Annotated in this window: 26 protein-coding genes and 1 rRNA gene; 21 read left to right on the top strand and 6 right to left on the bottom strand. The window is 31.9% G+C overall.

Translation table 11 applies throughout. The features are described from left to right. The 12 genes from rrf to FLAPXU55_RS21335 form a co-directional block, all read left to right on the top strand. Positions 1 to 96: ribosomal RNA gene (gene rrf, locus FLAPXU55_RS21390) — 5S ribosomal RNA — on the top strand; the annotation flags it as partial. Positions 97 to 481: 385 nt separating this feature from the next. Next, the gene (locus tag FLAPXU55_RS21385; protein WP_180861205.1) at positions 482 to 1,075 is read left to right on the top strand and encodes a YdeI/OmpD-associated family protein; all 594 of its coding nucleotides are present in this window, start codon (positions 482 to 484) and stop codon (positions 1,073 to 1,075) included. Positions 1,076 to 1,090: 15 nt separating this feature from the next. Continuing rightward, a complete protein-coding gene (locus tag FLAPXU55_RS21380) occupies positions 1,091 to 1,549 on the top strand; it encodes an SRPBCC domain-containing protein (protein WP_180861203.1) in 459 nt (152 codons plus the stop codon). A gap of 14 nt (positions 1,550 to 1,563) precedes the next feature. Further along, complete coding sequence (locus FLAPXU55_RS21375) at positions 1,564 to 2,130, top strand: DUF4256 domain-containing protein (protein WP_180861201.1); 567 nt, start codon at positions 1,564 to 1,566, stop codon at positions 2,128 to 2,130. Between the two features lie 16 nt (positions 2,131 to 2,146). Continuing rightward, positions 2,147 to 2,650 carry an endonuclease V gene (locus FLAPXU55_RS21370; protein ID WP_180861200.1) on the top strand — a complete coding sequence of 168 codons (504 nt, stop codon included), beginning with the start codon at positions 2,147 to 2,149 and terminating at the stop codon, positions 2,648 to 2,650. Between the two features lie 6 nt (positions 2,651 to 2,656). After that, positions 2,657 to 4,027, top strand: coding sequence for a hypothetical protein (locus FLAPXU55_RS21365; RefSeq protein ID WP_180861198.1), 1,371 nt, complete (start codon positions 2,657 to 2,659; stop codon positions 4,025 to 4,027). A gap of 103 nt (positions 4,028 to 4,130) precedes the next feature. After that, entirely contained in the window at positions 4,131 to 4,937 is an 807-nt protein-coding gene (locus FLAPXU55_RS21360) for an SDR family oxidoreductase (RefSeq protein ID WP_180861196.1), read from the top strand. 11 nt (positions 4,938 to 4,948) lie between these two features. Next, positions 4,949 to 5,254 carry a hypothetical protein gene (locus FLAPXU55_RS21355; RefSeq protein WP_180861194.1) on the top strand — a complete coding sequence of 102 codons (306 nt, stop codon included), beginning with the start codon at positions 4,949 to 4,951 and terminating at the stop codon, positions 5,252 to 5,254. Between the two features lies 1 nt (position 5,255). Further along, positions 5,256 to 6,170 (top strand): helix-turn-helix domain-containing protein, encoded by a 915-nt coding sequence (locus FLAPXU55_RS21350; RefSeq protein WP_180861192.1) that lies wholly within the window; start codon positions 5,256 to 5,258, stop codon positions 6,168 to 6,170. Between the two features lie 3 nt (positions 6,171 to 6,173). Continuing rightward, on the top strand, positions 6,174 to 6,497 hold the full coding sequence (locus FLAPXU55_RS21345) for a nucleoside triphosphate pyrophosphohydrolase family protein (RefSeq protein WP_180861190.1): 324 nt from the start codon (positions 6,174 to 6,176) through the stop codon (positions 6,495 to 6,497). 69 nt (positions 6,498 to 6,566) lie between these two features. Further along, positions 6,567 to 7,136, top strand: coding sequence for a Crp/Fnr family transcriptional regulator (locus FLAPXU55_RS21340; RefSeq protein WP_180861188.1), 570 nt, complete (start codon positions 6,567 to 6,569; stop codon positions 7,134 to 7,136). Positions 7,137 to 7,215: 79 nt separating this feature from the next. Continuing rightward, entirely contained in the window at positions 7,216 to 7,956 is a 741-nt protein-coding gene (locus FLAPXU55_RS21335) for an SDR family oxidoreductase (RefSeq protein ID WP_180861187.1), read from the top strand. Between the two features lie 75 nt (positions 7,957 to 8,031). Here the strand turns inward: FLAPXU55_RS21335 and FLAPXU55_RS21330 are convergent, their stop codons facing one another. Together FLAPXU55_RS21330 and FLAPXU55_RS21325 are read right to left on the bottom strand one after the other, a co-directional pair. Further along, a complete protein-coding gene (locus tag FLAPXU55_RS21330; RefSeq protein ID WP_180861185.1) occupies positions 8,032 to 10,455 on the bottom strand; it encodes an ABC transporter permease in 2,424 nt (807 codons plus the stop codon). A gap of 4 nt (positions 10,456 to 10,459) precedes the next feature. Beyond that, the gene (locus FLAPXU55_RS21325) at positions 10,460 to 11,170 is read right to left on the bottom strand and encodes an ABC transporter ATP-binding protein (RefSeq protein WP_180861183.1); all 711 of its coding nucleotides are present in this window, start codon (positions 11,168 to 11,170) and stop codon (positions 10,460 to 10,462) included. Positions 11,171 to 11,455: 285 nt separating this feature from the next. On the opposite strand from FLAPXU55_RS21325, the gene FLAPXU55_RS21320 reads away from it, so the two are divergent. From FLAPXU55_RS21320 to FLAPXU55_RS21305, 4 genes are all read left to right on the top strand, one after another. Beyond that, positions 11,456 to 12,805 carry a sigma-54-dependent transcriptional regulator gene (locus FLAPXU55_RS21320; protein WP_180861181.1) on the top strand — a complete coding sequence of 450 codons (1,350 nt, stop codon included), beginning with the start codon at positions 11,456 to 11,458 and terminating at the stop codon, positions 12,803 to 12,805. A gap of 1 nt (position 12,806) precedes the next feature. Continuing rightward, positions 12,807 to 14,141 carry a sensor histidine kinase gene (locus FLAPXU55_RS21315; RefSeq protein ID WP_180861179.1) on the top strand — a complete coding sequence of 445 codons (1,335 nt, stop codon included), beginning with the start codon at positions 12,807 to 12,809 and terminating at the stop codon, positions 14,139 to 14,141. Between the two features lie 71 nt (positions 14,142 to 14,212). Further along, positions 14,213 to 14,635: a hypothetical protein gene (locus FLAPXU55_RS21310; protein WP_180861177.1), complete on the top strand. Its 423-nt coding sequence runs from the start codon at positions 14,213 to 14,215 to the stop codon at positions 14,633 to 14,635. 313 nt (positions 14,636 to 14,948) lie between these two features. Beyond that, positions 14,949 to 15,314 (top strand): hypothetical protein, encoded by a 366-nt coding sequence (locus FLAPXU55_RS21305; RefSeq protein ID WP_180861175.1) that lies wholly within the window; start codon positions 14,949 to 14,951, stop codon positions 15,312 to 15,314. A 285-nt stretch (positions 15,315 to 15,599) separates the two neighbouring features. On the opposite strand, the gene FLAPXU55_RS21300 is transcribed toward FLAPXU55_RS21305, so the two are convergent. Beyond that, positions 15,600 to 15,953: a winged helix-turn-helix transcriptional regulator gene (locus tag FLAPXU55_RS21300; RefSeq protein ID WP_180861173.1), complete on the bottom strand. Its 354-nt coding sequence runs from the start codon at positions 15,951 to 15,953 to the stop codon at positions 15,600 to 15,602. A 109-nt stretch (positions 15,954 to 16,062) separates the two neighbouring features. On the opposite strand from FLAPXU55_RS21300, the gene FLAPXU55_RS21295 reads away from it, so the two are divergent. Both FLAPXU55_RS21295 and FLAPXU55_RS21290 read left to right on the top strand, forming a co-directional pair. Beyond that, on the top strand, positions 16,063 to 16,818 hold the full coding sequence (locus FLAPXU55_RS21295; protein ID WP_180861171.1) for an SDR family NAD(P)-dependent oxidoreductase: 756 nt from the start codon (positions 16,063 to 16,065) through the stop codon (positions 16,816 to 16,818). Positions 16,819 to 16,844: 26 nt separating this feature from the next. Then, positions 16,845 to 17,615 (top strand): SDR family NAD(P)-dependent oxidoreductase, encoded by a 771-nt coding sequence (locus tag FLAPXU55_RS21290; protein WP_180861169.1) that lies wholly within the window; start codon positions 16,845 to 16,847, stop codon positions 17,613 to 17,615. A gap of 59 nt (positions 17,616 to 17,674) precedes the next feature. Here the strand turns inward: FLAPXU55_RS21290 and FLAPXU55_RS21285 are convergent, their stop codons facing one another. After that, on the bottom strand, positions 17,675 to 18,877 hold the full coding sequence (locus FLAPXU55_RS21285) for a PQQ-binding-like beta-propeller repeat protein (protein ID WP_180861167.1): 1,203 nt from the start codon (positions 18,875 to 18,877) through the stop codon (positions 17,675 to 17,677). 172 nt (positions 18,878 to 19,049) lie between these two features. On the opposite strand from FLAPXU55_RS21285, the gene FLAPXU55_RS21280 reads away from it, so the two are divergent. Beyond that, entirely contained in the window at positions 19,050 to 20,147 is a 1,098-nt protein-coding gene (locus tag FLAPXU55_RS21280) for a DUF6438 domain-containing protein (protein ID WP_180861165.1), read from the top strand. 90 nt (positions 20,148 to 20,237) lie between these two features. Here the strand turns inward: FLAPXU55_RS21280 and FLAPXU55_RS21275 are convergent, their stop codons facing one another. Beyond that, positions 20,238 to 20,843, bottom strand: a complete 606-nt coding sequence (locus tag FLAPXU55_RS21275) for a hypothetical protein (RefSeq protein ID WP_235992124.1) — start codon at positions 20,841 to 20,843, stop codon at positions 20,238 to 20,240. A gap of 102 nt (positions 20,844 to 20,945) precedes the next feature. Here FLAPXU55_RS21275 and FLAPXU55_RS21270 point away from each other — a divergent pair, with 102 nt between their 5' ends. Beyond that, positions 20,946 to 21,836, top strand: a complete 891-nt coding sequence (locus FLAPXU55_RS21270) for a winged helix-turn-helix domain-containing protein (protein ID WP_180861163.1) — start codon at positions 20,946 to 20,948, stop codon at positions 21,834 to 21,836. Positions 21,837 to 22,094: 258 nt separating this feature from the next. Continuing rightward, complete coding sequence (locus tag FLAPXU55_RS21265) at positions 22,095 to 22,802, top strand: DUF6090 family protein (RefSeq protein WP_180861161.1); 708 nt, start codon at positions 22,095 to 22,097, stop codon at positions 22,800 to 22,802. Between the two features lie 88 nt (positions 22,803 to 22,890). Here the strand turns inward: FLAPXU55_RS21265 and FLAPXU55_RS21260 are convergent, their stop codons facing one another. Next, positions 22,891 to 23,292, bottom strand: coding sequence for a helix-turn-helix domain-containing protein (locus tag FLAPXU55_RS21260; RefSeq protein WP_180861159.1), 402 nt, complete (start codon positions 23,290 to 23,292; stop codon positions 22,891 to 22,893). Between the last annotated feature and the right edge of the window lie 20 nt (positions 23,293 to 23,312).

Here is a 23,312-nt window from a genome sequence, read left to right as displayed (position 1 = left end):
CGGCGGGGCTCACCTCTTCCCATCCCGAACAGAGTAGTTAAGCCCGCCTGCGCAGATGGTACTGCAGTATTGTGGGAGAGTATGTCGTCGCCTTTCTTTGAAGAATCCTCATCATGTATTTGATGAGGATTTTTTGTTTTTTAATACTTTTGGAAACTAAATTCCAAGATAGGAATCTAGAATTTACAGGGTTGTAACTGCTGAATAATTTTATTTTCTGAACATCTACATATCGCTCGATATTCATTTCTTTTACCTAGAAAATGTATTAGTGTGCACTTTTCGATAGATAATGCCTTAAATCTTGTTTTTCACTGTTAAATTTTAGGTTTTAAAATTATTTCATTTCTATTTCGCTATTAAATAATATGCTCTTCAAATTTGATGGATTTTTAAATTTACCATTAAATCAAAAAAAAGTTTTAATTTTAAATTGAAATCTTCCCCTATTCTGGAAGATTATTTTTTAAAATAAATTGAGATGTCACAAATTAATGCAAACCCAAAAGTTGATTTCTTTTTTGATGAAGCCAAGAAATGGCAGGAAGAATTAATTTTAATGCGAAAAATTGCCCTTGAATGTCAATTGAGCGAAGAATTAAAATGGGGAGTTCCTTGTTATATTTATAAAGATAGTAATGTTGTTTTGATTCATGCTTTTAAAGAGTATTGTGCCTTTTTGTTTTTTAAAGGAGCTTTGTTAAAAGATACAGATAATATTTTGATTCAGCAATCTGAGAATGTACAAGCGGCAAGACAAATACGTTTTACTGCTCTTAAAGAAATAGTTGATTTGAGAGATATTTTAAAAACATATATTTATCAAGCAATAGAAATTGAAAAAGCCGGTTTGAAAGTAGAACTGAAAAAAACTTCCGAATTTGAAGTATCTGAAGAATTTCAGAAGAAATTAGATGCTATGCCTGATTTACAAAAAGCTTTTTCTGCACTTACACCTGGAAGACAAAGGGCTTATCTTTTACATTTTTCTCAACCCAAACAATCAAAAACAAGAGAGGCGAGAGTAGAAAAAAATATTCCAAATATTTTAGATGGGAAAGGGTTGAACGATTAAATCATTCTGGTAAATATGGAAAGCGCAAATAATATTCAAAATAGAATTCTTCAAAGTAAAATATTGCTTAAGGCTCACACGGATATAGTTTGGGAAATGTGGACAAATCCGGAACATATTTCAAATTGGTGGGGACCAAACGGTTTTACAAATACAATTCATAAAATGGATTTTGAAAAAGAAGGCGAGTGGAATTTAACAATGCATGGACCGGATGGAAAGAATTATCCAAACCGTAGTATCTTTAAAGAGATTATACCATTTAAAAAAATTGTCTTCGAACATTTCAATCCGCATTTTATTACAACTGTTTTATTTGAATCTGAAAATTCAGAAACACTATTAGACTGGACACTTTTATTCGATTCTGAGGAAATGTTTGATATTATTGTAAAAGCACACAAAGCAGATCAGGGACAAAAAGAGAATATAGAAAAGCTTGAAAAATATCTCTCAGAATTTATTTCCAAATAATTAATTCAAAAGCCATGAATAATCAAAAATATAAATTGTCATTAGAACAGCAAGAATCATTGTTGAGTATTTTAGAAGCTCGTTTTGAAAATAATAAGCATCGCCATAAAAATATCGAATGGGAAAAAGTAGAGTCAAAACTAAAAGCTAATCCTGAAAAACTATGGTCTCTTGACGAAATGGAAAGAACTGAAGGAGAGCCAGATGTTGTGGGCTATGATGAAAAAACAAACGAATATATTTTTTATGATTGTGCTGCGGAAAGTCCAAAAGGACGTAGAAGTATTTGTTATGATCACGAAGCACTAGAAAAAAGGAAAGAAAACAAGCCAAAAGACAGTGCAATAAACATGGCTTCAGAAATGGGAATTCAAATCTTGAATGAAGATGAATACCGCGAACTTCAAAAACTGGGAAAATTTGATACTAAGACTTCAAGCTGGATTTTAACGCCTGCAAATATCAGGAAACTTGGCGGTGCAATTTTTTCAGATTTCCGTTATGATACAGTATTTGTGTATCACAATGGAGCTGATTCGTATTATGCTGCGAGAGGTTTTCGTGGTTCATTAAGAGTTTAAAAGAGTAAAATAAAATATGATATTAGCCTTCGACACTTATTATTTTGATAATAAAGCAAAAACTGTCTGCCTTGAATTTGAGAATTGGAATGAAGACAAAAACTTTAAAGTTCACACAGAAATAATTGATAATGTTTCAGAATATATTCCGGGAGAATTTTACAAAAGAGAATTACCGTGTATTATCAGTTTGTTAAATCAGATTGATTTGGAAAATATAGAAGCTATAATTGTGGACGGATTCGTATATTTAGATGATGATAAAAAGTATGGCTTAGGCGGACGTTTATATGAAAAGCTAAATAGTAAAATTCCGATCATTGGTGTGGCCAAAACTAATTTTGCAAGTATCGAAAAAGATAAAAAGCCTTTGTTAAGAGGCGACAGCGCAAAACCATTATTTGTAACATCTATTGGAATTGATTTGGAAGAAGCTTTCCAAAAAGTTGAAACTATGTCTGGTGAATTTAGAATGCCGACTTTATTAAAAGAGTTAGATCGTTTAACGAAAGAACTTTAATTTTTTATGGATATACAACTTTGGAATCAAATCGAAAATTTTGATCTCGACAAACCAAATGATCAATACGGATTTTCAACAAGATTAGCATTCGAAAATAGTTGGACCTTTTATTTTACTAAAACAGCGATTTTAGAATATAAAAAATTCATGTATCTGGCCGCAACCTCAAACGAAATGGTTTCACCTTCAGAAATTGTTGATATTGTGTGGCATCAGCATTTAATTTTTACAAATTCTTATTCTGATCTCTGTACAATTTTGGCAAAAAGAATAGAACATATTCCGTCAACACACAATAAGGCTGAACACGAGAAATTCCATAAAGCAAAAGAAGTTACTAAAAAATTATACGAATTAAATTTCGGAAAACAGCCCGAAGAAATTTGGACTTTTGGAAATCCAATGCATTCACTTCAATTAGACAACGCTAATTATAATCTCGGAATATTAAAAATAATTTTCTTAGGTGCATTTATACTTTTAAGTTTTCCTATTTCTCTTCTTCTAAAACCAGTTTTAATTCAAATTGATAATCCATATTTTGCATGGTATTACATATTCTTGTTTGGTTTGATAACCTTTTTATTGATGCAATTTGTTAAGAAAACTTGTGATTCGCTGATTGAAAAAATTAAATCAAAATTAATCATTAGCAATCTCACACCTTTAGAATTGGTCTTCTTTCAAAAAAACAATCTAGACTATGTAATTCATGGAGTCGTAAATAATTTAATTGAAAATAGAAGAATTCAGGTTACAGGCAATAAATTAAACTTAATCGATGATACGCTAACAAATAATCAATATGAAAATTGTGTTATTGAGATCATGAAAGAATATGATTTAATACCTTATCTACAGTTACATCAGTTAATTATAAACAAACCAATATTTCAACAATTAAAAAAAGGAGTCGAAAAAATTAGAGAAACGATTTTAGATTCTAAGCAATTTTTATTTATCATAAAAGTAACGCTGGTAGTTTTTGGACTTCTTTTAAATATAGGCTTTAGCAGAATTATTACAGGAGTTTCTAGAGGAAAAGCTATAACTAATATTGTTATTATAACCATAATTTTAGCAGCGATCTCTTATCGTTACTATAAGAAAGTAGTGAACTATTTATTTTTTCATACAATTCACTCCTCTTTTAAAGAAGGAAAAAGTAATACTAATGTTGAACAAGACTGGCAGTGGAATTATTTTTTATACGGAGGACTGACAGCTTCTTTTATGCCTTTGGTCATGCCTGCAAATAATAACTTTTTGTCATCAAACAGTAATTCAGGATGTGGAAGTTCTGGAGGAAGCTCATGCGGGAGTTCTTGTGGCAGTTCATGCGGAAGTTCATGCGGTGGCTGTGGCGGCGATTAATTTATTTCTTAATCGTCATTTTGGCTAACTAATTGTCCAAAACGACTAAAAACAACTTCAGGCTTCGGCTGATCTTTGCATTATAATTTTAAAACAATTAAAAATGCAAAAGACAATTTTTATTACAGGAGCTTCAACTGGTTTAGGAAAATCAGCAGCAAAATTATTTCAAAGCAAAGGCTGGCAGGTAATTGCCACAATGCGAAATCCGGAAAAGGAAACCGAATTAACTTCATTAAAAAACGTAATCGTACTTCCGCTTGACGTTACAAATTCGGAACAAATTACTGAAACAATAAAAAACATTACAGAGAAATATTCTGTAGATGTTGTGTTAAACAATGCAGGCTACGGATTAATTGGCGCGTTAGAATCTTTAAGTGAAATTCAAATCGAACGCCAGATTGTTACGAATCTATTTGGTGTTATTAGAATTTCAAAAGCTTTTACACCACATTTTCGTGAGAAAAAAAGCGGTACTTTTATAAATGTTACTTCTACTTTCGGATTAATTGGATTTCCGACTTGTTCTATTTACAGTGCAACAAAATTTGGAGTTGATGGTTTTTCAGAAAGTCTGGCATCAGAATTAACCCAATTTGGAATTCAGGTTAAAGTTGTCGCTCCGGGCGGAATGAAAACTGATTTTGCAATCCGTTCTATGGAAGTTGGACAACACGAAGCGTATGAAAAATTAACCGCAGAAGTTAGTAAAGGCTACAGCGCAGAACAATTAGAGAATTATACAGATGCAGAAGATGTTGCTCAAATTATATACGAAGCGGCAACGGACAATAAAAATCAATTGCGATATATTGCCGGAAATGATGCTAATGCTTTATATGATGAAAGATTGAAAAATGGTGCTGAAACTCAAATACAGAATATAAAAGCAATGTTTACTTTTTAATTTAAAATAAGATGAAAAATCAAGCGATAGAATTAACGACTTTTAAATTAAATGGTTTTACAACACAGCAATTTATTGAAGCCAATGCAGCAATCGAGGTATTTTTAAAACGTCAAAAAGGATTTCGTTCAAGAACCATTTTCGAATTGAAAAAGGGAATTGTTTACGATATGTTGGTTTGGGACAGCGCAGCAGAAGGTACAGATGCCATGCATAAATTAATGACAGAACTTAGCGATTCTGTTGTACACGATATGATTGATCAAAGCACAGTGAGCTGGAATATTGCACCAGTCGAACATTTTATAAATTTGTAAAATGAAAAATCAGCCTAAAATATTCAACAGCATTTCAGAACTTCATAAAGCTATGGGACAGCCAAAGCCCATGCATCCGCTTATTAGTATTTTGAATTATGGTGAAGCGATATTTGACCCAAAAGATTTTGAAAACGGGATTATTTTAGATTTTTATAAAATTTCTTTTAAAACTCATTTTTCGGGAAAGCTTCGTTACGGACATGGTTTTTATGATTTTGAAGAAGGCGGGATGTCTTTTGTTTCACCCGGACAAATTTTAAAAATGCAAGAGGAAGAAGCCGATTACAGCGGAATGTCATTAAATATTCATCCTGATTTTATTCGGCCTTATACATTAAACGCCAATATTAAAAAGTACGGATTCTTTTCGTATACGGCATCTGAAGCTTTGTATTTGTCAGAAAATGAAAAAGAAACTATTTTAAGCGTCTTTGCCAATATTCAAAATGAACTGAAGGAACGAATAGACAATTTTAGTCAGGATGTGCTTATTTCGCAAATCGAACTTTTACTGAATTATAGTAATCGGTTTTATAACCGACAGTTTATTACCCGAAAAGCGGTTAATAATGATGTACTTTCGAAATTGGAAATTTTACTTGAAGACTATTTTAATAACGAGAAACCTCTTGAAAATGGTTTACCAACCGTTCAGTTTGTTGCAGATGAATTGGGTTTGTCTGCCCGATATTTAAGCGATTTGCTTCGGAATCTTTCGGGGCAAAATACACAGCAGTTTATTCATGATAAATTGATAGAAAAAGCAAAAGAATATATTACGAAAGGAACTTTTTCAATTTCTGAAATTGCCTATAAATTAGGTTTTGAGCATCCGCAGTCTTTCAATAAATTATTTAAAAAGAAAACGAATATTAGTCCAATCGCGTTTCAGGAACAATTCAATAAAAATTAAATTATGGCATCAATAAATTTTGAACAGCTAAAAGAACGTTCTTTAGAAATAAGAAAGCGTTATCACGAATTAGAATTATCGCATCACGGAAGCGAATGGACAATAGAAGAAGATGCACTAGCATTTTTGACAGATGCCGGCTTAGTTGGTCGTAACGTAATGTCGCAGCAGGGAAGATGGCCAAAAGGAAATACAGAACAAGAACTCAAACATAAACTAGGAGAATCGATTTGGTGGCTGACGGTTTTGGCTGAAAGAATGAATATTGATATTGAAAAAGCAACGGAAGAATTTTTAACCAGTACCGAAAATTTACTGGAAAAATAACTTTTATGTTTTGAATCGTTTTTGCCAAATGACAAATTCCGAACAAATAACTTTGATTAACTTGCCTCTATGAAAGAATTTATAGATTATATATTGCAATTTGGAACTTTAAATCAGCATCAGCTGGATTTAATTGCGAGCAAAACAACTGTATTGGAACTTAAGAAAGATGAATATTTTTCGGAAGCCGGAAAAATTGCACAGCAAGTCGGTTTTGTTTTAGACGGAATTACCCGCGTTTGTTATTACAACAATAGAGGTGAAGAAATTACCAAATATTTTATCGACGAAAACAATCTGGTTGTTGATATGGAGAGTTTTGACAATGATATTTGTTCCAATGCTTATGTGCAGGCGATAACAGATTGTAAACTGCTGGTTTTTTCTAAAAAAGACTGGAGGGAACTTTTAGAAACTATTATTGGCTGGGACGCTATAGTACATAGAATTATTTCGAAAGCTTTGAGACAAAAAGTAGAAAGAAGAAGTCCGCTGGTTTCAGAAGATGCTACAACACGTTATTTGATGTTTTTGAAAATCTATCCAAACGTTATTAATCGCATTCCGTTATCTTATGTGGCTTCTTATTTAGGAATTACACAATCGTCATTAAGCAGAATTAGAAAAAATATCAGTTAAAATTGCTTTTTGCCAAATGACAAATGATTCCATTTTCAAAGTAACTAACTTTGTATTATAATTTTAAAACAATTTAAAAATGAAATCAGTATTAATAACAGGAGCAAACAGAAGCATAGGATTAGAAATAACAAAACAACTTTCAAAGCAAGGATTGTTTGTTTATTTAGGAAGCCGCGATCTTGAAAAAGGAAATGAAGTTGTAAAAGAATTAAATAAAGATGGTTTTCAAAACATCAAATCCATTCAGATTGATGTTACCAATCCGGATTCTATTTTAGCAGCAAAGAATATTGTAGAAAACGAGCAGGGAAAATTAGATATCCTGATTAATAATGCAGGAATAAGCGGCGGTCAGTTTCCTCAAACGGCTTCAGATACCAGCGTAAAAGACATTAAAGATGTATTTGAAACAAACTTTTTTGGTGTTATAAGTGTTACTCAGGCTTTTTTAGAATTACTTAAAAAATCAGACAGTCCGAGAATTAGTAATATTACTTCAGGTCTTGGTTCTTTGACTTTGCATAGTGATCCATCATGGAAATATTACGATTTTAAATCGGCAGCTTATGGAACTTCAAAATCAGCATTAAATGCATATACCATTGTACTGGCTTTTGAACTAAAAGATTTGTCTTTTAAAGTAAATGCAATTGATCCGGGTTACACCGCAACAGATTTTAATCATCATAGCGGACCTGGAACTGTAGAAAGTGCAGCATCGTTTATTATTAAACATACCGTAACAGATGAAAACGGACCAAATGGGCAGTTTTTTAGTAATGATATTGAAGATGAAACAGGAGTAAGTCCTTGGTAAGACTAAAAAAAATAATTTAATGAAAAGACTCCAAATATAGATTTGGAGTCTTTTTTAATTTAATGCAAACTGAATTTATTCATATTTCAAATATTTCAAAACATCAACTTTTGTTGCCTGATAAGCCCTTGAAAGAACAACTAATAATGTTAATGAAAGTAAAGCGGTAAATCCAATTAAAAAAGGAAACATCGAAATTGTAATTCTATAGGCGAAATTCTCCAGCCATTTATTTAGTAAATAATAAACAGGAAATAAAGCAATTAAAAAACCAATTATACAGAAAAAGATGTACTGTTTACAAAGTTCTATTAATAAAACATTAGTTTCGGCTCCCAGTGTTTTTCTAATAGCGATTTCTTTCATTCGTCTTTCAATGGAATAAGAAGCCAGAGCAAATAATCCGAAAAGCGCAATTGTAATTACGATAATGTTCAATAAAGAGAAAAGATTTTTTTGTTTTACATAACTGCTGTATGACTTTTTATATTCTTTATCTACAAAATCATATAAAAACGGATAATCAGAATCAACTTTTTTTGTCCACAAATTTTCTATATCGGCTATAGTCTGCGGCATGGTTTTAGGATCGGCTGTTACATAAATATTGTTCAAAAGACTCGTAAACCACGGCACACTTTTAAAATGAAATATAGTAACAGGAGGTATGGCTTCGCCGGGATTTCCAATATTAAAATCTTTTACAACTCCTACGATAATGGCTTCTTTTCCGTCCCAGTTAATTTTTTTTCCTATCGGATCTTTCTCGTTTAATAATTTTAAAGCAGTTTCATTAATCAGCATAGAACTAATAGTATCCTGAGAATAATCCGGACTTAAATAGCGTCCTTTAACTATTTTTATTTTCATCATTTCAAGAAGACCAAAGTCTACCGGAATATTATTTCCGTCTATATTTATATCTTTATGATGATATGAAATTACTGATTTTGCACCGTTTCCCAAAACAAATCCGCCGCCGGAAACTTGTTTTACTCCCTTAATACGCAGCAATTCATTTTTAATGCCGTTGTATTTGCGCATTCTGTCTTCATTACTAATTTTTTCACCATAAATATTTCTATAAGAGATATTCAGAATCTGGTTTCCGTTAAAACCGACATCTTTTGAGTTCATATAATTAATCTGCTGATATACTATATAAGAACCAATAATAAAGAAAGCTGCCACAGCAAATTGAAAAATCAACATTCCGTTTCGAAGCCAGATACCATTTTTACTTCGGGCAAAATTTCCGCGCAATACTTTTAAAACATCAAAGTTGGAAACATACACTGCCGGAAAAATTCCTGCTGCAATTATCATTATAATGAATATAACGAAAAGCTGCAGATAAAACTGACTGCTTTGTAATACAAGTGTTTTTTCTAAAAAAACATTGTAATACGGCAGGGAAAGTTCTACAATAACAAGCGATATTAAAATAGAAAACAATGAAATGACTGCGGTTTCAAAAATAAACTGTTGTATAATTTCTATTTTCGAAGCTCCAACGATCTGACGAACGCCAACTTCCTTAGCTCTTTTTACAGCATTTGCAGTAGCCGAATTGACATAGTTTACAATTGACAGTATTAAGACTAAAATTGATAATCCGGCAAAAATTAATAACAGCTGATAATTTCCGTTGGATTCTATCAAACCACCGGTTTTAGTATGTAAACGAACAATCGATAACGGCTCTAAATGAGGTTTTACTTCGCCAAATTTTTTAATAAACTCTTGCGGACTCATACCTTGAGCTTTTGCCCGCGGCATCATCATGTTCTCATAATAAACTTTAGCCAGATTTTTTGTAACGATTTCTGAATCAGTTGATTTTTTTAATTTTAATAAAAGAATAAACTGAAAATTCCCCCATTGCTGAATGCTGTTTTTTACTCGTGTGTCCATGAAATTGACTACACACGAAGGATTAAAAACCGATTTTTTATCCAGTTTGTAAACACCTCTAACAATTAAAACCTGATTTTGTAAAATAACCTTTTTCCCGAAAGCGCTCTCGCTTCCAAAAAGCTGTTGCGACAAATCCTGGGATATACTAATACTATTTACATCAGGCAGTGCATTTTTTATATTTCCTTCAATAAAGGAATAAGGAAAATATTCGAAAAAGTTTTTCTGTGCTACAACAATTTTGTCAGACTGTACTTTTTTATTATTGTAATGAATAATTTCATTATCGTAATTGCCATTTAAATAACAAAAAGATTCAACTTCCGGGCTTGTATTTTTTATGGCAGAGCCGATAGGTGCAGAACTTGAAGCCCAATATGTGGTTGGGTCCATTTGATTGGCTACTAAAAATACATTGTCTTTGTTCGGGTTCCATTGATCATAACTCTGTTCGTCATTCCAATACAAAATCGCAAAAATTAAACCCGCAATTCCAATACTCAATCCCAAAACATTCAAAACCGTAAACAGCTTATTGTTTTTTATATGATACGTAAAAACATTAATCCAATTTTTCAGCATGACCTTAGTTTTTAGAAGTTACTAAAACATCCACATTTCTCTGATTTAATTTCTCCGAAAGAATAACGCCATCTTTCATCAAAATTATTTTCTGCGAAAAAGAAGCATCATAATCGGAATGCGTCACCATCAAAATTGTAGAACCCGCAGCATGAAGATCTGTCAATAATTCCATTACTTCATTTCCGTTTTTACTATCCAGATTTCCTGTAGGCTCATCGGCAAGAATAATTTTCGGGTCATTAATTAAAGCCCTTGCAACCGCTACACGCTGCTGCTGACCTCCAGAAAGCTGCTGCGGAAAATGCTTCAAACGATGTGAAATACCTAAAACAGCTGCAATATGCTCTATTTTTTTCTTTCTTTCAGATGACGGAACATTGTTGTAAATCAACGGAAGTTCGATATTATCATAAACCGATAATTCATCAATTAAATTAAAATTCTGAAAAATGAACCCAATATTTTCTTTTCTGGCTTTCGATTTTAATTTCTCTTTCAGGCCAATCATTTCCTGTCCCAGCAATTCATAACTTCCGCCAGAAGCGCTGTCTAATAATCCGATGATATTTAATAAAGTCGATTTCCCGCTTCCGGACGGTCCCATTATCGAGACAAAATCACCTTCGTTTATGGTTAATGAAATTTCGCTTAAAGCATTTGTTTCTACTTCTTCGGTTCTAAAAATTTTAGAAAGTTTTTTGATCGTAATCATAATTGATTTTTTAATGTTTGATTGCTATTCGTTTTCTGATTTTTTTGTCTTCTGAAGTAAAAGAAACACACCCGAAAATTAAGATAATTAACAATGCGATTTATAGATATTTATTTTGCTATTTTTACTTTCAGAAGGCTTTAATAATTAATGATTTACAAGTCTAAATGTGATTTTCATGCCAAAAAATTAAACTTTGTAACTGCCTTATTTTTAAAATTTTATTTTCCGAAAAAAAGCTATAGTGTCCACAATTGGACACCTTTTGTCCAAAACCGAACAAAAATGAAAAAGACAAACGCATCAATATTAATCATCGACGATCAGGAAGACATTCTTTTTGCATCAAAAGTCTACCTGAAAAAGTATTTTGAGAACATTCACACACTCAATAATCCGAAAAAAATCGTCGAATTATTGTCAAAAAATGCCATCGATGTCGTTTTGCTTGATATGAATTACAGAATAGGTTTTGAAGATGGAAGAGAAGGTTTATACTTGCTGAAAGAAATAAAAACGCTTTCGCCGAAAACCGTTGTGATTTTAATGACGGCTTTTGGAAAAGTAGAAACTGCGGTTGAAGGATTAAAATCGGGTGCTTTTGATTATATCTTAAAACCTTGGGAAAACAAAAAGCTTTTAGAATCTGTAAAACAAGCCGTTGACAAATCCCGAAAAGAACAAAAAAAGAATAAAGAGATTGAAACCGATAATGACTTTTTTATCGGCACTTCAGAAATAATAAAAAAAGCATATTCGCTGGCCGATAAAGTGGCAAAAACTGATGCCAATGTTTTGATTCTTGGAGAAAACGGAACAGGAAAATTTGTTTTGGCACATCATATTTACAGCCAGTCTGAAAGAAAAAATAATCCATTTATAGCGGTTGATTTAGGTTCGCTGAATTCAAATATTTTCGAAAGTGAATTATTCGGTTACGCAAAAGGCGCTTTTACCGATGCAAAAACGGATACGCCCGGACGTTTTGAAATGGCGCAGAACGGAACTATTTTTTTAGATGAAATAGGAAATGTTCCGTTGCATTTGCAATCTAAATTATTACAGGTTATTCAAACCAAAACCGTAACAAGGTTGGGAGAAACTAAAGCAAGACCTTTGAATGTTAGAATCATTACGGCAACCAATTTAAATTTAAAACTGGAAGTTGCAGATAAAAATTTCAGGGAAGATTTGTATTATCGCATTAATACGATGGAGATTGTGCTACCGCCGCTTCGGGAGCGAAACGAAGATAAAATTCCGCTGGCAGAATATCTTCTGGATAAAATGATTGAAAAATACGGAAGAAGCGAAATTACTTTTGATAAAAAGGTTTTGGAACAAATTGAAAAACACGCCTGGAACGGAAATATCCGTGAAATGGAAAATAAAATTGAACGCGCGGTTATTCTTTGTGAAAACAATACAATCACAGTTTCTGATTTAGATTTAGAAACCATAACTCCTTATGATGAAAACACGGATGATATACAGCTTTCTTCTGTAGAAAAAGCGACGATTGAAAAAGCACTTCTTAAGCACAATAATAATATCAGTAAAACTGCCGATGAATTAGGTTTGTCAAGAGGTTCTTTATACAGACGTTTAGAGAAATATAACATCAATATTAACTAGTATGTTTAAAACACTGCAAACTTATAAACTGCTCTTTTTTCGATTGATCACCATTGTTTTGGGAATCGAAATTTCGATTTATTTCTTTAAAATCGATTTGCTGTTTACGGGAATATTTGGCTTTTTTATTGTTTTTCTACTCGTTCGCGAAATGTATTTTTATGTTCGCAATTTTGTTTTGCTTTACGATAAAACCATTTCTTCGATCCTTCAAAATGATTTTTCATCTGATTTTACCAAACATAAAGGCGATAAAAATTACGGAGATTTATTTCAATTGTACGATACTTTAAAAAGCAGACAAAACGAACAAATTTCAAAAGACATTATTTACAGCTCTATTTTAAATAATATCGAAACCGGAATTATCATTTTAGAAAAACAAGAAAATGACTGGGATATATTTTTGATGAATGATTATTTCTCGTCTCATTTTAATGTTCCCAAAGTTTCAAAATGGAAATATCTTAAAAATCAATTACCATCACTTTGTGAAATTATTGAAGAAGATGATTTTCACGAAATAAAAACATCTGTTGAAATTAGTATAAACGAACAAGCCGCACAGACTTTTGTTTTGCAGGCCTCCAAAACAGAAATTTATGAACGAGAATATTGTATTGTTTTACTCGATTCTATTCAAAATGTAGTCGAGAAAAAAGAAAAAGATGCGTGGGTAAATTTGATGAAAGTGATTTCGCATGAACTTTTAAATTCGATAACGCCCATTCGTTCCATTTGTCAAAACCTGCAGGATTTAGTAGAGCAGGATTCACTTTCGGCAGAAGATTTAGAAGATATCAAAAACAGTGTAGAAACCATGTTAAGGCGAAGCGATCATTTGCAGAAATTTGTTGAAGGTTACCGAAAATTAGCCATGCTTCCGTCTCCAAAAAAACAAAAAATAGAACTGCAGCCTTTGATTGAGAATTGTCTGCAAATCATGAATTCATTATTTAAAAAAGACGGAATTGAAGTTGTAAACTCAATTTCTCTAAAACGCCCAATTAATGTTGACCCGCAGCAAACGGAACAGGTTATCATTAATCTTTTAACGAATTCTGTTTATGCGTTAAAGAATACGACTCAAAAGCAAATTTTAATTTCGGCAGAAGCCAAAGAAAACAGAACTTATATTAAAATAACTGACACCGGAAGCGGAATCGAAAAAGAAATCGAAAACAAAGTTTTCCTGCCTTTCTTCACAACTAGAAACGAAGGCGCCGGAATTGGTTTAACGCTTTCTAAAAATATTATTGAAGCGCACGGCGGTTATGTTTCGTTTAAAACTGAGAATGGGAAAACTGTTTTTGAGATTTGTTTGGTGGAGGGATGAAGTTATTGATGATAAGGTTCGGTGAAGATATTTCTTATATTAGCTCTATAAAACAAGTTAAAAGTATTTAAATGAAACACATTACGAAAGATATAATACTGAATATTGTATGGATTCTATGCTTCAGTTTATTGGCCTATGTGCAAATTGAACGACTGAAAGAACCATGGGAAAAATCACTATTCGTAACACTTAGTATAATTACGATATTATTATTCATAAAAAATGTAAGCAGGATTAAATATTATACGCTCATTGATGATGTTTTAACTATTCGTCAAATATTCTCGAAGCCGAAACAATACAGTTTAAAAACTATTTCAGGTTGGAGTGAAAATCAGTATGAATTATTAGGTTTTAAAACGGGACGAAATATAATTTTAAAAACAAAAGAAGGATCAAAAATCAATTTAGTCAAAAGGAATTCTAAAGATTTTGAAAAGCTTTCAGATTATTTGAATGAAAATTTTCCTGAATCGTTTGAAAAAGAGTAGATAAAAATTGATTATTATTAGTTTAGTCCCTACGGGACAAATATTTTGGTTTGATTGTTTTTTCTACCGATATTTAATTTCTACGAAATACTCCGTAGGAGTTAAATATCGGTAGTAAAGAATAAGAACACAATGAAAGAATATCTCTTAGGGATTATATGGATAGCTATTAAAAATATTAATTTTCTTATTGACGCGAGTGCTATGTGAGAAGGTTAATTGAAGTTTCAATTTAGGGAATAAATTAAAAATGGAATATGTAGATATAATGGTATTTATACCATTCTTTTCGAAGTAAAAAATAATTTATTTCATGGATGAGTTTCTTCGAGATTATGTTTCTTCTGAAGAATATTATGAGTCACCTAAATATAGTTCTCCAATAATTTTTGAAACAGAAAATTTTTCAGAAATGTGGAACTTTGTTTTGGAAAAAAGAGGAAGGTCTTTTACTTTTTATTTTGAAAATAATAAAAATGAAACTTGTCCAAAAGCAGTAATTCAAATAAACAATGATGGATCAACATGTTTGGTTTTAATTGCTAGTATAGATTATGAAGAACAATGTAAATCAGATCTAATTAAAGCCTATCCAGATGAAAAATGTATTGTTAGTCATAATTTTTACTTTATGCCTTTTTCAAGAGAAGATTTTGAGGAAGGATTAAGAAATTCATAAATATTTTATATCCAGTAAACAACATGTTAGTAGCACGTAATTTATATTTCGTGTAGTCCCTACGGGACAAAAATCTAGCAATGATTATTTTTTTCTACCGATATTTAACTCCTAACGGAGTTTTCGTAGAAATTAAATATCGGTAGAAAAAGAAGATCCAATAAACGAATAATACTCCGTTAGGAGTTAAATATCGGTAGCAAAATATCGGTAGGAAAGTATAAGAACCCAATAAAAGAATATCCCGTAGGGATTATACTGATCGCTAATAAATACTCTCCAAAATTATTCCTCAATAATTTTTTTTCGATGTTCAATTCCCCAATCAGTCAAATTATTAATGATTGTCTGCAGTGTTTTTCCATGATCTGTAAGTACATAATGAACACTTACCGGCTGTGTGTCAAGAACCAATCTTTTAATAAGTTTATTTACTTCCAGTTCTTTTAATTCCTTACTCAGCATTTTGTTTGAAATGCCAACAACATCATTTAAGATATCCGAAAACCTTCTTTCGTTATAATAACAAATAGAAGAAATAATAGATATTTTCCATTTTCCGCTCAACACATCCATTGAATCCTGCACAGCCATCATTTCTTTTTTGTGCTTTTCTTTTTCACGTACTACACATTCCATAAGGTTACTTTGTTACTTCAAGGTTACTGTTACTTTTAGTTACAAAGTTACTAAAATAAATTAAACTGACATAAATTTGCATCAGTAAACATAATTTAAAATTATAAAAATGAGCAAATTAAAAAATAAAGTAGCAATAATCACTGGCGCTTCAAAAGGAATTGGCGCTTCTATTGCTAAATATTTTGCAGCAGAAGGTGCAAAAGTTGTAGTGAATTACGCATCAAGTAAACAGGATGCAGACAAAGTAGTAAAAACAATAAAAGATAACGGCGGAACAGCAATTGCAGTTCAGGGCGATGTTTCAAATGAAGCAGATGTAAAGAGACTTTTTGAGGAAACCAAAAATGCTTTTGGGACATTAGATATTTTGGTAAATAATGCAGGAATTTACCAATATGCGCCAATTGAAGAATTGTCTGCACAATCCTTTCATTCGCAATTTAATATTAATGTTTTAGGATCATTACTTTCAATTCAGGCGGCTTTAAAATTGTTTGGAGAAAAGGGCGGTAACATTATTAACATCAGTTCAGAAGCAGGAAAATCACCTCTTCCAACAGGATCTGTATATTCTGCCACCAAAGCAGCTTTAGACGCCATTACCATTTCTTTGTCTAAGGAATTTATCGGAAGAAATATCAGAATCAATTCTATTTTACCAGGAATAGTAGAAACAGAAGGTTCACACTCTGCAGGTTTTATTGGCAGCGAAGCCGAAACAAAATTTGTTGCCAGCACACCTCTTGGACGCACCGGACAACCGGAAGATATTGCAAAAGTAGCCGTGTTTCTAGCTTCTGACGATTCAGGATGGATTACCGGAGAGAAAATTTCTGTTTCGGGAGGGATTTTCGGATTATAATTATTTCCAATTTTTAAAAGAACAAAATGAGCAAATTAAAAAATAAAGTAGCCGTAATTACTGGAGGTAATAGCGGAATAGGTTTTGGTATTGCAGAGGCATTCAAAAACGAAGGAGCTTCCGGAACTATAACCGGAAGAAATGAAGTAACATTAAATAATGCTGTAGCAGCTTTAAAATCAGATTTTATAGGTATTGCGGGTGATGTAACCAAAAGTGAAGACTTAGAAAATGTATTTAAAAAGACTTTTGATAAATTCGGAAAAATAGATGTATTGGTAGTTAATGCAGGCGGTGTTGTCGACGGCGTTCCTATGGCTGATATCGAAAATATTACCGAAGAAGGGTATGACCGATATATGGATTTGAATTTGAAAAGTTCCTATTTTACCGTTAAAAAAGCACTTCCCTATTTAAATGATGGTGCATCAATAATATTGATTGGATCGAGTGCGGCACATCGGGCAGCACCGGGAATGGCAATCTATTCGGCAGCAAAAGCGGCCATTATATCATTGGCAAAAGGTTTATCATTAGATTTATTGCCAAGAAAAATACGTGTAAATACCCTTTCACCCGGATCTATAGACACACCAGTATTTGGAAAATTAGTGCCGGAAGAACACTTAGATGCTGTAAAACAAATGTGGATAGACATTACTCCTGTAGGCAGACAAGGTCTTCCGTCAGACATTGGAAACGTTGCTGTATTTTTGGCATCAGATGATTCTTCTTTTATAGTTGGAACAGAAATCTTGTCAGATGGCGGTCTAACCAATATCAGTCTGATGAAATAAAATAGTAACATCTTTTAAATAGAAAACTCCAAAATCAAATGACTTTGGAGTTTTCTATTTTATCTAATTATTTTTAGAAATGCGGTATAAACATCATCTTTAATAGAAGTTCGCATATAATACAAATCTTCATCTTTGGTGCTTAAATCAAATTTAATTAAACCCGCATCACAATAATAAAATATAGTATCGTCAACCGGAAATTCAATATTGGAAATGGGCTGGGTTGTTGGTTTTAATTCGAATGCAATTTCACCATTGTTTATGTCCAGCTGAAAAAGCCTTCCTTTTTTAGTATATCCCCAAATATTATCACTGTCTTCGGTTATATATTCTACATTATCATTTTGAAAATCCCTTTTCCAAATCTGAGTTCCTGTTTTTGAATCTACAGCATATACCGAAGAAACTGTTGTGCCTTGCGCTGCAAAATATAATTTTTTGTCTTTAGTAAAGATGCGTTCCTTAATATTATATTGATCCTCTGGTAATTTAAATTGCCATAAAATGTCCAGCTTATCTGGAGTTAACGCAAAAAGTACATCTTTTTCATTGGCAATAAATACATTTTCACCATCGGTTACAGGTTTGCTGTGCATGCTTTGGTCAAAGCTTTTTTGACTAAGAACTTTTCCTGTATTGGCATCAAACACATATAAATTAGTCGAACTCGGAACAAAAACTTTGTTGTTAAAAAACAATACCGGAATGTCGTTAGTTGGAGTATCCAGTTTGTAAGTCCATGCTAAACTTCCATCTTTTGTATCAAGGGCATAAATATTACTGCTTCCGTTTTGGTTTTGAGCCGTTATATATAATTTTCCATTATTTACAACCGGAACCTGATCTTTAAGAACAATTTGATCTGTGATATTTCCTAATCTTGATTTCCAAAACACATCACCGCTTTGATTATCTACGGCAACAATTTCACCGTTTATAAACGGAATGTACACAACGCCATTAGAGATAGTTACTTTATTAGCACACATTTCGGTAAAAGGACTTGTCGCTTTTACAGTCCAGCCAATTTGTTCAGATTCTAAATCGTATGAAAAAAGAGCACCGTCGTAGTCATAAATTAGAATCGAAGCTTCGTCTAAAGGAACTTTTTTAAGTGCGCTTACAACTTTATTGGTGACCTGTTCACTAGGCGGTAAAGTTTTATTATTAGTATTCGTAGTTTTTGATGCGACAGGCGTTTGCCCAAACGTATTTATAACAGCAAATACAAATAAAAGAGTTATTAGGTTTGTTTTCATTTTTAAGATTTGGGTTGATGATTTGATTTTCTTTTCAGCAAAAAAGCTGCCAAATAAAACAATCAACGTCAAATATAGTTAAAAATTGTTACAGGGTTTTAGAAGTTATTAAAGATGAAACGGCTAATAACCCTAATTGAAAATCTCCAAAATAATTACAAAAGAATCTCGAATGAATGACGAAGTTTGTTTAGTTTTATCGGATGAACAAAAATATTGGAATTGCTCTCATGTTTTTTGGGAATATTATATTAAAGCCATTAAAAAACTTAAAATGAAAATCGTAAAATTATTTTTAATTGTACTTGTTTTTGCATCATGTAAAAAACAAACTGAATTTATCAAAACACAAACAATTCAATCAGAAGTAGACAATTTAAAAACTAAATTAGAAATAGAGAAATTCATTCAAAAAATTGATACGAATTACAAAAAGTATGAATTGAAAAGCCTTCAGGATTTTAATAGAAGTCACGATGGTGATAGCATCAATAAGATTTTAGCAAATAAACTTAATGTCAAAACATTTTATACAAAAGCTGATTTTGATAATAATGGTTACACAGATTTACTTGCTATTGGAGATAATCATACATGTTATGGAGAAGGAGAAAAATCATGTAGTTTCTCGCCAATTGTAGTAATGAATTTTGGAAAAAATAAAACCAAAATATTTAATATTGATTTAGAGTGGGGAAAATCAATAGTGCCAAAAGTTGAATATATAGATTCTCAGCCTTTTTTAGTTGTTTACAAGAAAAAATTAGTGGATTGGCAAAAGAAAAGTTATTCAGAATTAAGAACTGTTTTAACTTTCAAATTTGGAAATTTTATTGAATATAATCCAAATCCAAAAAAGAATAAAATTACCAAAATTGAATTTAGTACTTCGGGTTGTTTTGGAACCTGCCCGGTTTATAAACTAACATTAAACAAAGATTCCTTATCAGTATTTAATGCCCGATATTATAACTTCAATGAAAATGAAAATATTACTTATGGTAAAGAAGAAGGAACATTTTCGACAAAGATTAATAAAACTGAATTTGATAAATTAGAAGAATATTTAAATTACTGTGATTTTGAAAATTTAAATAAGGAATATTATGTAATGCATACTGATGATGAAACAGGAGATTTAAAAATAACTTTTAATAATGGTAAAGTAAAAACCATAAGTGATTATGGAATGGTTGGGACTTACAGTTTAAAAAACCTTTATGAAAAGCTGGCGAAACTAAGATTTAGCGAAAAATGGAAGAAAAATTAATTAACCGAGCTGAGGCGAGTGTTTCACTTATTTATAAACTGTATTCACGAATGAGGCATTCGCGTCAGCAGGGTTAATTAATTTTATTACTTAACAACCGCCTTTGCGAGGAATACGTTTAAAAATTACTTTATTATCTCGTTCTACATAGCTGCCCGATATTATTGGATAGGAATACTTAGGCGCGTATGATACACCATGGCTTTTTAAAATTATTGTGTCGTTAACTTTCAGACTGTACAACCGCTGAAGTTGGGACTTTTCCGGTTCAAATCTCAGAATATAATCATCACCATCAATCCTGGCCATCACTCCAAAACCTAATAGCGATCCTGGCGGAAGCGAAAGAGAAGTTACAACAGCCTCCATATTGGTATTCTTCCTTATTTTAGCAGCGCCGGCAAGCACTTTTTTACCTCGGGGAGACATTTCCCAGTTTTTGAATTTTACACCATCTGGGGTTGCTTCCCATTTTTTCAATTTGGCTTTCCTTTCAGCAATGGAGAGTGTTTTTTGGATTGGTTTTTTAGGAGTTTCATTTTTAGTTTCACAATTTGTAAAAACTAGTCCACTTACCACAACCAGCGGTAAGATCAGTGCATAAATGATTTTTTTCATATTTTTTATAGGTTTAATTAAAATAGATCTATCTCCAGATAAATCTTGTTCATGTAAAGCATTCTTTTTATTTTTCACAATCTTTAAAGCTGTTGCAACAAAATTACTTTGATATATTTCAGCCTGAGGAATTTAGATTGTAAATAAAAATGTAAACTTTGTAAATAAAAACTTGACACTATGTATCATAGTCGAAATCTCCTTTACGGAAAAGGCAAGTACATCTTTGGATTGATACTGCTTTTGTTTATATCTGCAATCTGCGTAGCTTTCAGTAAGACTGATACTGACGACTTTGCTATTGCAAGAAGGGAAATTTTGCTCCGCAGAATTGGGCATGAACTACTTTTACAGTCGGGAGATAAAACATCTAGGGTTCTTCCCGTAAAAAAGATCGCTGAAAATGAATACCAGATCAGGTTTGAGAATGAGTTTACTTTTCAAACAGATTCTCTGGTCAATATCACGCAGCGTTTGTTAGCCCAAGATCCACTTGCACGTGATTATGTTGTTAACGTAGTGAACTGCGAAAATACTAGTGTAGCTTATGGATATGCTGTATCAAAAAATAGGAAAGATGATATTGTACCATGCAAAGGAAGAAAACAACCTAAAGCATGTTACATGATTAATATCAAATTTAAACCATTGGGTATATATACAGCAAAGAATAAATATTTTTTGGTAGGCGGACTGTCATTTTTAGCATTTGTTGGATTTGTTTTTTTTAGACCTGCTAAGCCGAAAGTAACTTTACTTAATGATTCTACTAGTTTGTTCACTTTAGGCTCAGTAGTATTTGATGCGAAAAACCGTAAGCTGATCATAAATGAAAATACATTAGACCTCACCGGAACAGAAACCCGTTTATTACTCATTTTTGCATCATCTCCTAACGAAACCATAGCAAGAAACCGACTGCAAAAAGAGATATGGGAAGATGAAGGTGTTATTGTGGGCCGCAGTCTGGATATGTTCATATCAAAACTTAGAAAAAAACTGGAACATGATCCAAATGTCCAAATTGTTGTTATACGCGGAAAAGGGTATAAGCTTAATATTACTTCTTAAGCAGATAATTATATACTAATGTGAACGTCTCGCTCGTGAATCCAGTTCATGCACAAGTGGATAAGTTAGTTAAGATATTCTAAGCTAGATTTGAAGAAACTTTCAAGTAAAAAATCTTAATTTTTTTTATAGAGTATTTAAGAAATGAATAAGAGGTTTTGCAAATAATCTTATATTCGCTTTTAAATAAAATTGGTTAATAAAGAGAAAAACTATTATAAACTACAAAACAACCAGAGTTAAATTACAACACTAATTATGCAAGAAGAAATAACGAAACATTCAAACAAAATTTATAAAACTGTGAAAAATTCAGAACATACATTGGGAGAGAAAGTAAAAGAAATCATTATAGAAATATTCATAATCGTTTTTGCCGTGACGCTTTCAATATGGCTGCACAGTTGGAGTGAGCACAGACACCAACAAGAAGAAGTATCTGTGTTTCTTACTAATTTAAAGAATGATTTACAGAATGACGTAAAAAGTATTGACAATGAAATGGAAGCATACCAAATGACAAACCAAAGCTATGAGAAGATTTTGGCATTAACGACTTCCCAACTTGACAGTATTTATAAGTCTAAAGGCAAAGTTAATTTTCCAATTCATTCACATGGACAAACACTGAGTATTGGTAATTATGAAGGTTTTAAGTCAAGTGGCAAAATTGGCTACATTGAAGACGAAAAATTAAAACAGAAAATTTTAAATTATTACCAAATATTTGTGCCGGCTGTTAACGAAGTTGATAAAATATACAATGATTTTTTGATTAAGTGTTTTGATAAAACGATAGAAAATGCAGATAAATCTGAAAAAGAATTATATTCAGACCCAAAATATAAAAAGACGCTCGAATATCTTGTTAAACTTGGTAAGAATAATATAAGGGTTTATAAAGAAAATACAAAGCCACTCGCAGTTGAGCTTATTAAAGAAATTGACAAAGAGTTGAATAAATAAGCGAACGAATAACCGTCGTTTAGAAAAAATAACAGGCATAAAAAAACTCCATTATTTCTAATGGAGTTTTTTTATGCTTTGTAAAAGGTTATTTTCCTTTTACTATTTTTTCGAGATATTCGATTTTATCTTTTTCGGCTTGAACCAAACGTTCATAAAGTTCTACAATTTTATCAACTGTATTAAAGGTAGGCTGAACATTTATTGAATTAATTGTTGAACTGTCGTGACTAGTATTGGTAAAAGTATTGTTCATGATATTCAATACCATATCATCACAATAATTTTTAATTGCTTCTACGCTTACGCCAAGTGCTTTTGCAATTTCTGCAAGTTTTGTATCGTCTATAGTTTCGCTGTTTTCAATAGCAGAAACCGTTTGTTGACTTGTGCCTAAAGCTTGCGCCAATGCTTCCTGCTTCATATCACGAAGTTCACGGATACGGCTTATGTTTCTTCCTATATGTTTTGGTTTTGATAGTGTGCTCATAATTCAAAGATAATAATTAA

This window comes from Flavobacterium panici, from assembly GCF_903819335.1.
Taxonomy (GTDB): Bacteria; Bacteroidota; Bacteroidia; order Flavobacteriales; family Flavobacteriaceae; genus Flavobacterium; species Flavobacterium panici.
The sequence above is the reverse complement of the archived record's forward strand: the minus strand, read 5'-3'. Positions and strand labels throughout refer to the sequence as shown.